The sequence below is a fragment of the Ignavibacterium sp. genome, from assembly GCA_032027145.1.
Taxonomy (GTDB): domain Bacteria; phylum Bacteroidota; class Ignavibacteria; order Ignavibacteriales; family Ignavibacteriaceae; genus IGN3.
Map to the genome: position 1 here is coordinate 948,845 of JAVSMP010000001.1, position 13,450 is coordinate 962,294.

The following is a 13,450-nucleotide window of genomic DNA, read 5'->3' on the forward strand; positions in this document are numbered from 1 at the left end:
CTTGATTAAAACGTTGAGCCCGCCTGATAAATTTCTTTGGTTTCTTTATTCTGTATAAATACTACTGTGTTAAGATTGCTTTGAATCCAGTTCTGATTAATTGCTATCTGCCTTTGGAAAGTATATGTGCCTGTCTGGTTTATTGATGCAAGAGATTCGCCTTGATTATCGGGAAGCATTTTTCTCATAACATCATAAAATTTGGTTTCGCCGTTCGATCCGGGCGGAGTTGCAAATTCTATATTTGTCTCTGTTACTACAGTGTGTAAAACAAGTTTTGAAAAATCCAGATTTGTTAAATCTTTTACTTCAACAGAAATTTCTATTATAAAATTATTTGCATTAATATTTGATTGAACAGTAATCCTGAATTGAGGGATCTTTGCCAACTCGCTTATCACTTTTGCTTTTACATCATTAGAATCAGATGGTATCGGTTTTAGCTTTCCGTTTACAACGTTTGTTGGTGCTAAGATAATTGAGTAATAGCCCATTCTTGAATTACAATCCGGACCATTAGCCAGATAAAACGGATCGACAGGCGAAGGGAAGTTTGTTGGAAATTTTACAGCGACAAGTTTACTTCTTCCGAAAGAATGATTTGTTAACTGCTCAAGTATTTTATTACTCGTTACACAAGGCACACAGCTTACATTTGCAAAATCTTCAATCAACACTACTTTATCAGCCGCATAAAGATTAAAGTTCATCTCAACAGTGCCGTTCTTAATAACATTCACATTCTGTTTTGTTATATCATACGCATCTTTTCTTAATTCTATTGTATGATTTCCAACTGTTGTTTTAATGGTATCCGGAGTTACCTTTCCTGTATTATTACCATCTAGGAATATTTGAGCATCACCAACATTTGAGAGAATCTTTATTGTCCCATATTCATTTATTACAACAGCGGGGGTTGTTGGGGGATTTGTCTGACAATTAAAAAGCAGTAAAGAAACAACAATTATTAACAATAAATTTTTCATAAATAGTTAAGCTTAGTAAATCTCTGACTGTTTTATATTTAGCAAATATAAAACTTAAGTTTTGTCTTAAAAATTGGAATTGATACAGTCATTTTCAAGATTTTTTTTACAAATATTTATTTTGAGAATGATAGAAATGACGCATTTTCAAACAATTCTTAATCTGCAGCAGCTAACCAGTAGCCGCTCATCGAAAATATTCGCGAGTCCGCCCAGGTTCTGACCTTGATAGTAAATCCATCTTTTGACACAGATACCGCCTCTGCTTTATATCTTAAATTTGAATTTTTATCAGCATCAAGCTGGGATACACTCAGAATAATCTCAGGTGTCTTTTCGAAGGGCGTGTCAAACTTAATTTCGAGAATCATGTTTCTATCACCATTATTTTTATCCAGCGAATACTCCGCAAGCGCAGGATTTACAGACCAACTGCCGCGTAGGATTGTGCTTTGGGCAAAGGTAGTAAATGAAAAAAGAATTAAAAGAAGAATTAATGAAAAATGTGTGGTCTTTGGCATAAACGTAAGTTTATAATTTGCAATAAAAATCTTTATTATGAATATATAAAATAACTAATGGCTCTGAATAATTTCTAATTAAATTTTTTATTCAGATATTTTTTTCTTCTCACTTTTCTTTAACCCTTTTACAACCTCTTCATAAGAATGATCAATCCATTCTTTCACATCACTCCAGCGGATATTTCCATCTATTATTACCGTGTTCCAATACTTCTTACTCATATGCCAGCCGGGTTGAATGTTTTCAAATTCTTCTCTTAGTTCAACAGCTTTTTCAGGATCACATTTTAAATTTATTTGTAAAGGAATTTTTTCAAGCGGAATTAAAGCAAACATTTTACCGCCGACCTTAAATACAAGTGTTTCCTCATCAAAAGGATAATCTTCTACAGCCCCTTTTTTGCTCAGGCAATATTTATGTATGGTTTCAATGTTCATTGTTCAGCTTTTAATTATTTTTACTTTACAAAAATTAAGTAAATATGATAGTTTATTTCAATTCAAGATTTCTTCATAAAGACGATGTTAAAATATCGCCTTTCGACCGTTCATTTCTTTTTGCTGACGGTGTTTATGAAGCATTAAGATCGTATAATCAAAAACTTTTTAGATTGGAAGATCATCTTAAAAGATTAAAACATAGTTTAAACGAGCTATCAATTCCTTTTTCTGATTTTAACAGTATTGAAACAATTGCTAAAGAGCTTGCAAAGAAAAACAGTATTAATTCAGAGTATTCTTTTTATGTACAGATTAGCAGAGGAATTAGTTTTCCAAGAACTCATCATTTTGCAAATAATATAACTCCAAATGTTTTTGCTTTTGTTAAACCAATTGCTGATAACAGGAAACAAATTGAAGAAGGTGTTTCAGTCGTTCTGGAAAAAGATCTTCGCTGGTTAAGATGTGATATTAAATCAACTTCTATATTACCGGCTGTCTTGGCAAGTCAAAAAGCTTTTTCGTCAGGTGCTTTTGAAGCTGTTTTGCACCGCAATAATTTATTAACAGAAGGTTCACACACAAGTTTTTTTGCTGTCAGGAATAATACTATTTACACAGCCCCGCTTTCAAACTATATTTTAGACGGAATAACAAGAAAAGTAGTATTAGAGCTTTGTAAAGATAGTCAAATAGATTTCAGTGAGATAAATATTAAAGTAGATGAATTAAAATCTTATGATGAGTTTTTTATTACCGGAACAACAACTGAGGTTACTCCAATAATTAAAATAGATGATTGGTTTGTAAATAATGGCAAACCCGGCAAAGTAACAGAAGACATTCAAAGGCTTTTTAATGTTTATACTAAAAATTTCCGATGAATAAAAAACGGGAAATATCGGCAGATGTTTTTATCCTCACGGGTGAATGGATTGATTATAATGGTAGAAACATATTAAAGCTTATCGGAACGAGTGATGAAATTGGACCGGTTGAAATTATAATCACAAACAATAAACCAGTTTTCTTCGTTGAAAACACAGCGATACTAACTCCGCTGAAAAAAAACTTTTTAAGAAAAGAAACCAGGCTTCAAAACTTCAATCGTCAGCCGGTTGATGCTATTTATTTTAATACTCAAAAAGAACTTGTCGCACTTGCCGATTCAATTCATGAATCAGAGATTAAAACCTATGAGTCAGATATAGATCCTTTACGAAGATATCTGATGGAAAAAGGAATAAACTCCCAACTAAAGGTTACCGGTACTATTGAGCAAAGAAGTTTACTGACTAGATTTATTAATCCGGTTATCGAGCCATGTACAATTAATCCGAGATTTGTTATCGCTTCATTAGATATTGAAACCGGCACAAAGTCAAATCAGCTTTATTCTATAGCTGTTCACATAACCGGAAAACAAGCAGAGCAAAAAAAGGTTTTTATGCTGGGCGAAAAACCAAAGAACTCCCCGGATTATATTTCTTTTTATGCCGAAGAAAAGGATTTGTTAGTAAACTTTTTTAACTGGTTCAAAGAAATTGATCCTGATATTATTATTGGCTGGCATGTTATCGGTTTTGATTTACTTTTTCTTGATAACAAGTGCCGCAGACTGGGGATAAGTCTTGATATTGCAAGAGCAAATGGAAGAGTTTCTATAAGACAAAGAAAACCATCAGGATATTTTATTTCTCTTACCGGAAGAGTTGTAATTGATGGTCCTGCAATGCTTAGAGCTTCATTTTTTAATTTTGAGGATTTCAAACTCGAAACAGTTGCACAGGAACTTTTAGGAGAAGGAAAGACAATCTCTCCTGATACGAAAAAAGTTGAAGAAATTGAAAGACAATTTAAAGAAGATAAAATATCTCTGGCTGAATATAATCTGCAGGATGCTGTTCTCGTCTCCGATATATTTAGTAAAACTGGTTTGATTGAATTATCCGTTCGCCGTGCTCAGATTTCTGGTTTGTTAATGGATCAGCTTGGAATGATGACTGCTGCTTTCGATCACTTATATCTTCCTAAACTGCATCAGGCTGGATTTGTAGCACCAAACCTAAAAGATATTTACATAGCCGGACACGCCCCAGGCGGATATGTAATTGAGCCGGTTCCGGGAATCTATGAAAATATTGTTGTTCTTGATTTCAAAAGTTTGTATCCATCAATTATGCAGACTTTTAAGATCGATCCTTATTCTTTACTGATGAAAGAAACAGATACGATTGAAACGCTTAACGGTTATAGGTTTTCGTCTTCATTGCATATTCTGCCTGGTTTTATAAATGAGCTGATGAAACAGCGTGATGAAGCTAAAAAGAAAAAAGATAAACAGCTTTCGCAGGCAATAAAAATTCTGATGAACAGCCTTTATGGTGTAATGGGCTCATACAACTGCAGATTTTATCATCCTGATTTGCCAAAGGCAATTACAGGAAGCGGACATAAACTTTTACTCGGAAGTAAAGAATATCTTGAAAAGAGAGAGCTTAAAGTAATATACGGCGATACTGATTCATTATTTGTTATGTTAAAAGATGTTGCCGATGAAAGTGGTGAAACACAGGGAAAAAAAATTGTTAAAGAGTTAAATCAATTCTGGAAAAACAAACTTAAGAAAGAATATAAAGTTGAATCATATCTGGAACTTCAATTTGAAAAATTTTATAAACAGTTTATTATAACTCCTGCTCGCGGTGCTGATATTGGTGCAAAGAAACGTTATGCCGGATTAGTAATTAAAGAAGACACAGAAAACATAGAGTTTGTTGGAATGGAATCTGTGCGTTCCGATTGGACTAAGCTTGCAAAGGAGTTTCAAATTGAGTTATATAAAAAAATTTTCCATCACGATGAGGTTGAGGATTGGATAAGAGAAGTTATTAAAGAATTAAAATCAGGTAAGTTTGATGATAAGCTGATCTACAAGAAAAGATTACGAAAGGAAATAATAGACTATACCAAAAACATTCCGCCACATGTAAGGGCTGCAAAATATTTGAATGAGCCAGGAGATATAATCTATTATGTAATTACTCAGCGCGGTCCGATACCTATCGAGTTAAAACATAATGATTTTGATTATGATCATTATATCGAAAAACAATTAAAGCCGATTGCTGATTCTGTTTTATCTTTACTTGGAAAAAACTTTGATGACATTGCAGGAGATGTTCAATTAAGTTTCTTTTAAAAAAACAATTTTATTTTATGCCCAGATATTTTGCTTTTCTTCGCGCCATAAATGTTGGCGGACATACAGTTAAAATGGATCATCTTAAATCTTTATTTGAAAAAATGGGATTTGTAAATGTGGAAACTTTTATCGCCAGTGGAAATGTTGTGTTTGAAGCAAAATCAAAAACTATAAATGTTATGAAAAAGAAAATTGAATCTGATTTGCATAAACAGCTTGGATATGAAGTTGCTACATTTATCAGAACAGCTGCAGAGTTAAAAAATTTAATCGAGTACAAACCTTTTGATGATTCTGAACTAAGAAACCCAACCAATACTTTGTACATAGGTTTTTTAGAATCCATTCCTTCTAAAGAAAATCAAAATAAAGTTTTTGCAATGCAGGATTCAGCTAATGAATTTCACTTCCATAATAATGAGCTTTATTGGCTTTGCAGAAAAAATTTTAGCGATTCTGGAATTACAGGATACAAGCTGGAAAAAGCCCTTGGGATGCAGACAACTCTTAGAAACTCAACAACCACGATAAAGTTTGCAGTAAAGTTTTCTTAATGATTCAAATTTTATATTTTACACAAAACAATTGATGAATTAAGCAAACATGAAAATTCTTAGCTCTTATTACAGATTGATGTGTCTTCTTTTATTCTCATTTCTCTTATTACAATGTAAAAGTGAAACTTCCATCACAAAACAGAATCTTGTAGAAATCGCATTGTCAGATACATCTAGTTTCTATTTTGTTGATGTTAAAAACTACCCGGTAAAAAACAAAACACTGCCAATTGGAATTTTTGATTCCGGAACAGGCGGTTTAACTGTAATGGATGCAATTGTAAATTACGATGGATTTAATAATCAGACAGGGAGTATTACTCCAGACGGAATTTTAGATTTCGAAAAAGAGTGTTTTGTATATTTAGCCGATCAGGCAAACATGCCATATGGAAATTATCCTTCGTTAAATAAATCGGATCTTTTATTAGAACACATTCTTAAGGATGTTCAATTTCTGTTAGGAAATAAGTATTACGAAAAGGCTTCCAATCCAGATTATAATTCGGATAAGCTTCCTGTTAAAGCAATTGTAATAGCATGTAACACTGCAACGGCTTACGGTTATGAAAAAATTAATGATTTTCTGAAATCTGCTAATCTTGATTTAAAAGTAATTGGTGTAATAAACGCCGGAGTTAAAGGTGCTTTTGAATCAATAAGAAAGGATGAAAACTGCAGCATAGCTGTTATGGCTACAGAAGGAACTGTTTTATCAAATGGCTATGTAAACGCAATAAATAAATATATAGAAGAAAATGAGTTTGTTGGCAATATACATATTTATCAGCAGCCGGGTGTAGGTTTGGCTGGTGCTGTAGATGGGATAAAAGACTACATTGATGTAAAAGCTACAACATTAAGAAGTCAGTACAAAGGACCTTCTTTCAAATTACAAAACGCAAAAATTGATAAGACAATTTTGAATCGTTACAACTTTGATTGGGATAGTAATAAAATTTTATTTAGTGGTACAAGAAATAATCCCACCGAAATTCAACTTAACTCAATAGAAAATTATATTACTTATAATGTGGTTTCATTACTTGAACAGATTAAAAACTCCAGATCAGCAAACCCGCTTAAAACAATAATTCTCGGATGCACACACTATCCTTTTTACAAAAATATTTTTGCTGATAAATTAAATGAGCTTTATAATCTAAAAGAAAATGGCAAGTATGTATATAGAGATCTAATGTATCCAACGATTGAATTGGTTGACCCGGCAGTTAACACAGCAAAAGAATTATATGAATACTTAAACAACAGCAATCTTTTTGGTGATAATAATTTGAGTAAAAGTGAGTTTTATATTTCAGTACCAAATACTTTGAATAATGATGTTAAATTAGACTCACTTGGAAATTTTACTTATGATTACAAATATGGGCGCACATTGGGAAATATTCAGGAATATATAAAACCTGTTCCCTTCAACAGATTAAATTTACACGCTGATGTGATAAAAATGTTGAAGGAAAAAACACCTCTTGTTTATAAACTTATTACTGACTTCAATCAGAAAAACAAGAAAACCGAATATTTAAGAAAAGACAATTTATTTTTATTCTAAAGGAAAACAATTTTGCAAATAGAATTTATTGGCGGTGCAAGAACTGTTACTGGTTCACAGCACTTACTTCATATAAATGGAAAAAAGATTTTGCTCGAATGTGGATTATTTCAAGGTAAGCGAAGCGAAACATACGAGAAAAATAAAAACTTTAAATTTAATCCATCTGATATTGATGCATTAATATTATCTCACGCTCACATTGATCACAGCGGTAACATACCAAATCTTGTCAGTAAAGGTTTTAATGGATTAATCTATGCAACTTCTGCAACGGTCGATCTTTGTCAGATAATGTTAAGAGATTCGGCACAGCTGCAGGAAAAAGATATTGAGTTCGTAAATAAAAAACGAAAAAAGAAAAATGAAGAGTCTCTTGATCCGCTTTATACCATTGAAGATGTTGAGCAGGCAATGCAGCAGTTTGTTGGCATTCAATACAATCAAGCGATTGATCTTTTCCCCGGGGTTAGATTTACATTCAGAGATGCGGGACATATTCTTGGTTCTGCGGGAGTTCAGTTAGAGATAGAAGAATCCGGAAATAAGAAAATTAATTTAGGTTTTTCCGGTGATATTGGAAGACCCGACTCACCTGTAATAAAATCACCCGATGTTTTACGCGATCTTGATGTTTTAATAATGGAATCAACTTACGGTAACAGGTTTCATTCTCCTGCAGAAGAAGTTGCAGAAAACCTTGCGTCTATAATCAGAGAAACAGTTGATAAAGGTGGTAAAATAATCATTCCTGCTTTTGCTGTTGGAAGGACACAAACAATAGTCTATATGCTTCATAAACTATCTGATCAGAATAGAATTCCTGAAATACCAATTTATGTTGATTCTCCGTTGGCTGTTGATGCAACTGAAGTATTTCGTTCTCATCCGGAATGCTTGGATAGGGAAACTTACAGAATATTTTTACAGGATGGAGATGATCCTTTTGGTTTTGGCAGACTCAAGTACATTAAAAAAGTTGATGAATCCAAAGAGCTGAACGAAAAAGCCGGCTCAATGATAATTATCTCTGCCTCAGGAATGGCGGAAGGCGGAAGAATTCTGCATCATCTTGCGCACAATATTTCAGATTCAAAGAACTTAATTTTATTTGTGGGCTATGCTGCAGGACACACTCTGGCACGTAAGATTATGGACGGAAATCAATTTGTGAACATTTTTGGAGAGGAGTACGAAGTTAAAGCTCAGTTTAAAAAACTGGATTACTTTTCAGGACACGCTGATCAACAGGAATTGTTGGATTATCTGCGTCTAAACTCAACAGATACATTAGAGAACATATTTTTAGTACACGGTGAAGAAGATATGGCATTACCATTTAGAGAAAAGTTGTTACAAAAGGGATATAAAAACGTGTTTTTTCCAGCTTCTGGTGAAAAATTTAAATTTTAAAAAAGAAACTTTTTTCACTTACATTTATCTAATTAAGTGTTATATTTGCCTCCTGCAAATTTGACATTTCGATTCTTCTAATATAGAAGAGTCATTTTGAAAACTAAATAATTAAAATCATAATTAAGGAGATGTGAAACTTGAAGATCACAAAGCAGTTTACCAACCGTGAAAGTAAATCATTAGATCAGTATTTACAGGAAATCGGAAAAGTTGATCTTCTTACATCGGATGATGAGATTGAACTCGCCATCAGAATTAAAAAAGGTGATAGATTAGCCCAGGAAAAATTAATAAAGGCAAACCTCCGATTTGTAGTGAGTGTTGCAAAACAATTTCAAAATCAGGGCTTATCTTTAGGCGATCTCATCAATGAAGGAAATATCGGATTGATTAAAGCCGCTGAAAGGTTTGATGAAACCCGTGGATTTAAATTCATCTCTTATGCTGTGTGGTGGGTTAGACAATCTATTATGCAGGCAATTGCAGATCAATCAAGAGTTGTAAGATTACCGCTTAACAGAGTCGGAAATCTTACTAAAATAAGCAAAGCTTACAGAGATCTTGAACAGGAATATGAGAGAAAGCCAACCACTGAAGAGCTTGCTCAGATTCTTGATATGACTTCTGATGAAGTTGCCTATGCCCTTCAGATTGCCGGAAGACAGGTATCTATGGATGCGCCTTTAAAAGAAGGTGATGATGGAAAAAATTCATTGGTAGATATTCTTCCGAATGATGAACAGCCATTGCCGGATAATAAGTTGATGACCGAGTCTTTGAAAAAAGAAGTTGCAAATGTTCTCTCAACTCTCTCAGAAAGAGAAGCAGAAGTAATAAAATTATACTTCGGAATTGATGGAGACCATTCAGCTACTTTAGAAGAGATTGGCGAAAGATTTAATCTTACACGCGAACGCGTACGACAGATTAAGGAAAAAGCTTTAAGAAATTTAAGGCAGTCAAAAAGAAGCGGCAGACTGAAAGCTTATTTGGGATAAAAAGTAATTCGTTTCAGGTTTTAAAGCCCCGATTTACCGGGGCTTTTGTTTTTTAAACTCAGAATTTTGAGATGACGTTCCTATGAATCGGGATGTCATCTATTTTAGGTTAATCTACTTTGCTAAAATCATCTTACGTGCTTGAGTAAAACCTGGTGTTGTTAATTGATAAATATAAACGTCGCTTGGAAGATTGCTTGCATTAAATTCAACTTCATAATTTCCTGCTGGTTTTATCTCATTTACTAATGTTCTTACTTCTTCACCAAGAGAATTAAATATTTTCAAAGATACTTTTCCATCATCCTTTAATGAATATTTTATTATTGTACTTGGATTAAATGGATTGGGATAATTTTGAGAAAGGAAAAACTCAAAAGGGATTCCAACTTCAACTTCTACTATATTTGAGTATTCGAATGACCCATCAAAATCTATTTGCTTTAATCTGTATTGATATTTCCCAGTTTCTAAATTCTTATCAACAAAAGAATATGCTTGGGGTTCTGTTGTTGTAACATTTCCATTTACAAAACCGATATTTATCCATTCCTCATTTTTCGTCTCTCGTCTTTCGATTTGAAATCCCTGATTATTCATCTCTGTAGCAGTAACCCAAGTAAGTAAAACATTTTCATTGATTACTTCGATAGAAAATGATGAAAGTTCTACTGGTACAATCCTGGTTGCAGTTCTGTACACCCCATCTAAATGATTCCCTGACCAAATATAGCCACTTAAATCTGTAGCAAGCCAAAATGCCCCTTGACCAGGTAATCCGTAATTTAACCATGAAATACCATTGTCATTGGTAAGATATACGTACCCCGCACTAGCATAGATATCATCATTTGAGTATACTACGAAATCAATTGGACAAGATAAGCCTGAAAAGGTATTTGTATTTAACCAATTTAATCCATCATCTGTTGTTTTATAAATCCCGCATGATCCTAACCCTGGATCATACGCACTTGCCAGAACAGAACCACCCGCCAGATAGACCAATGTAGTTACTCCAAGAAATGTATGTCTGTCCCAATTCAATCCTAAATCTGTTGAACGATATAGACCGAACCAGGAAGCAAAGTCATTTCCAAAAAACATATAGCCATTTGTATTTTTTCCAATATTCCTTGCTCCAGGATCAGTAAAATTTGTACTTTGCCAAGTAATACCATTATCAGTTGATCTATGTATGCCATAATAATTACTTGCATACATAATTCCACCAATTTCATTAGGTATTATCGTTATATCATAAAATTCATTTACTAATTTGCTGTTTAATGTATCTGCTATCTTTGCCCAATATTCACCCCCATCAGTTGATTTATACAAACCACATCCGGTATTAGGAAAACTAGTTGCTCCTATAAAAATATTTCCTTCATAATCAATAAAAATTTTGTTTATCAATCCAACTTGTAATCCATTATTTTTAAATATCCATGTCCCTCCATTATCTGTAGTTTTAAATACACCACCATTAGAACCAATGTAAATATATCCACTATCATCAGTTGCAATATCAAATACTTCTTCCCCTGCCAGCCCCATAAATTCCCACTGCGGGGTTTGTGCGAGAGTTTTATAATTTAATAATGTGGTTATCAGTATAATGAGAATCTTAAATCTATAGAGAATTAACTTATGGGGGTTAAATGATTTGTGTACAGCAAATCTTGTTCTGATTTTAGTTTCCATACCAATCTTCTCCTATATTTTATTCTAACAAATATTAAGCCTAAAACGTATCTTAAAATTATGTTAAAAATAAAGCCGTAACAAATTGTGGCGGGTAAAATGTATTATGCTTAAGAAAGAATTACAAAGAAAAAATATTTTACAAAGCCTTTTAAGTAATGTAAGCTAAATAATCGTTGGTAAAAATACTTTTAAATCGTTTTATAACAATAGAGTAATTTATTTTCTGTTTTTTGTATTGAAATAAATAAGGCGATCCAAAGACCGCCTTATTATTCTTAAATGTTGGATGTTCAGTTTTCTAAAACATTAATGCATTTATTGAACATATATGATTATAGATTGATCGTTACTTTAACAGTATCATTTTCTTAGATGAAACAAAATCACCACTTTGTATACTATATATATAAACACCACTTGGAAGATTGCTTGCATTGAATTCAACTTCATAATTTCCTGCTGGTTTTATCTCATTTACTAATGTTCTTACTTCTTCACCAAGAGAATTAAATATTTTCAAAGATACTTTTCCATCATCCTTTAATGAATATTTTATTATTGTACTTGGATTAAATGGGTTGGGATAATTCTGAGAAAGGAAAAACTCAAAAGGGATTCGAACTTTAACTTCTACTATATTTGAATATTCGAATGAACCATCAAAATCTAGCTGCTTAAGTCGGTAATTATAGCAACCATTATTAACATCGTGGTCAATAAAAGTATAGTGCCTTATTTCTGTTGTTGTTCCATTGCCATTAATAAAACCTATATTCTCCCAATCTTCATCTGTATTCTCATTTCTTACTTCTAGCTTCTCGCTTCTTTCAATCTCAAAACCCTGGTTATTAATTTCTGTTGCTGTTGTCCAATTTAGTATAACGTCATTTTCATTTACCGAAGCGGAAAAAGTAATTAGTTCTACTGGTACGGTTCTTCCTTCGGTTCTATATACACCTTCCTGATGTGCACCAGCCCAAAGATATCCGCTTGAGTCAATTGAAAGGCAAGTAACGGGATGGTAGCCCGATAGACCATAATTGGCCCATGAATTACCATTGTTAGAAGAAAGATATACCCCATCATAATTTAAACCACCTATGAAAACATAAACGTCATCATTAGTATCTAAGACAAAATCACTTGGATAATCTAGGCCAGAAATTGTATTAGTATTTATCCAATTTGAACCATTATTTGTAGTTTTATAAATCCCAAATGAACCTGATCCAGGATCATAACAACCGGTTAGAACAGAACCATCTCTTAAATAAACCATTGAACTTACTCCAAGAAATGTATGTCTTTCCCAGTTCAAACCTAAATCAGTAGAACGATAAATACCGAACCACGAAGCTAAATTATTTCCAAAAAACATATAGCCATTTGTGTTTATTCCTATATTTCTGGCTCCGGGGTCAGTAAAACTTGTACTCTGCCACATTTGACCATCATCGGTTGATCTGTAAACACCGTAATAATTACTTACATATATAAAACCACCCGGCTCATTTGGGATTATGGTCACATCTTCAAAATAATTTACAGGCCCACCATTTAATGTGTCTGCAAATCCTACCCAATTTTCTCCTCCATCAGTTGATTTATACAACCCATAACCCGGAAAATTAGCAGAACCGCATAAATATATATTTCCTGCATAATCGATAAAAAGCTTGTAAACATCTCCTATTTGTAGTCCATTATTTTTAAATTCCCACGAAGCTCCGTCATCAGTTGATTTAAAAATACCTGTCCAGGAAGCTACATAAACATTCCCGCTGTCATCTACTGCAATATCATATATTTCTTCACCTGCTAAACCCATAAATTCCCACTGCGGGGTTTGTGCGAGAGTTTTATAATTTAATAATGTGGTTATCAGTATAATGAGAATCTTAAATCTATAGAGAATTAACTTATGGGGGTTAAATGATTTGTGTACAGCAAATCTTGTTCTGATTTTAGTTTCCATACCAATCTTCTCCTATATTTTATTCTAACAAATATTAAGCCTAAAACGTATCTTAAAAT

The 13,450-nt window shown here is 33.1% G+C and carries 11 protein-coding genes; 6 read left to right on the forward strand and 5 right to left on the reverse strand.

Annotated elements, in window-relative coordinates:
- Window positions 1-5: 5 nt before the first annotated feature.
- From ROY99_03775 to ROY99_03785, 3 genes are all read right to left on the reverse strand, one after another.
- Window positions 6-989 (reverse strand): Omp28-related outer membrane protein, encoded by a 984-nt coding sequence (locus ROY99_03775; protein ID MDT3695486.1) that lies wholly within the window; start codon window positions 987-989, stop codon window positions 6-8.
- 158 nt (window positions 990-1,147) lie between these two features.
- Window positions 1,148-1,510, reverse strand: coding sequence for an H-type lectin domain-containing protein (locus ROY99_03780; GenBank protein ID MDT3695487.1), 363 nt, complete (start codon window positions 1,508-1,510; stop codon window positions 1,148-1,150).
- An 87-nt stretch (window positions 1,511-1,597) separates the two neighbouring features.
- Window positions 1,598-1,951, reverse strand: a complete 354-nt coding sequence (locus ROY99_03785; protein ID MDT3695488.1) for an MmcQ/YjbR family DNA-binding protein — start codon at window positions 1,949-1,951, stop codon at window positions 1,598-1,600.
- Window positions 1,952-1,995: 44 nt separating this feature from the next.
- On the opposite strand from ROY99_03785, the gene ROY99_03790 reads away from it, so the two are divergent.
- The 6 genes from ROY99_03790 (at window position 1,996) to ROY99_03815 (ending at window position 9,706) form a co-directional block, all read left to right on the forward strand.
- Window positions 1,996-2,838: an aminotransferase class IV gene (locus tag ROY99_03790; GenBank protein ID MDT3695489.1), complete on the forward strand. Its 843-nt coding sequence runs from the start codon at window positions 1,996-1,998 to the stop codon at window positions 2,836-2,838.
- Window positions 2,835-5,156, forward strand: coding sequence for a DNA polymerase II (locus ROY99_03795; protein ID MDT3695490.1), 2,322 nt, complete (start codon window positions 2,835-2,837; stop codon window positions 5,154-5,156). Before ROY99_03790 ends, ROY99_03795 begins: the two co-directional genes overlap by 4 nt.
- Before the next feature lie 17 nt (window positions 5,157-5,173).
- Window positions 5,174-5,713 carry a DUF1697 domain-containing protein gene (locus ROY99_03800; GenBank protein MDT3695491.1) on the forward strand — a complete coding sequence of 180 codons (540 nt, stop codon included), beginning with the start codon at window positions 5,174-5,176 and terminating at the stop codon, window positions 5,711-5,713.
- Window positions 5,714-5,876: 163 nt separating this feature from the next.
- Window positions 5,877-7,292, forward strand: a complete 1,416-nt coding sequence (locus ROY99_03805) for a hypothetical protein (GenBank protein ID MDT3695492.1) — start codon at window positions 5,877-5,879, stop codon at window positions 7,290-7,292.
- Between the two features lie 12 nt (window positions 7,293-7,304).
- Window positions 7,305-8,705, forward strand: a complete 1,401-nt coding sequence (locus ROY99_03810; protein ID MDT3695493.1) for an MBL fold metallo-hydrolase — start codon at window positions 7,305-7,307, stop codon at window positions 8,703-8,705.
- 140 nt (window positions 8,706-8,845) lie between these two features.
- On the forward strand, window positions 8,846-9,706 hold the full coding sequence (locus tag ROY99_03815) for a sigma-70 family RNA polymerase sigma factor (protein MDT3695494.1): 861 nt from the start codon (window positions 8,846-8,848) through the stop codon (window positions 9,704-9,706).
- A gap of 114 nt (window positions 9,707-9,820) precedes the next feature.
- Here ROY99_03815 and ROY99_03820 read toward each other — a convergent pair whose 3' ends face one another.
- On the reverse strand, window positions 9,821-11,413 hold the full coding sequence (locus ROY99_03820) for a T9SS type A sorting domain-containing protein (protein MDT3695495.1): 1,593 nt from the start codon (window positions 11,411-11,413) through the stop codon (window positions 9,821-9,823).
- A 349-nt stretch (window positions 11,414-11,762) separates the two neighbouring features.
- Window positions 11,763-13,391, reverse strand: a complete 1,629-nt coding sequence (locus ROY99_03825) for a T9SS type A sorting domain-containing protein (GenBank protein ID MDT3695496.1) — start codon at window positions 13,389-13,391, stop codon at window positions 11,763-11,765.
- Between the last annotated feature and the right edge of the window lie 59 nt (window positions 13,392-13,450).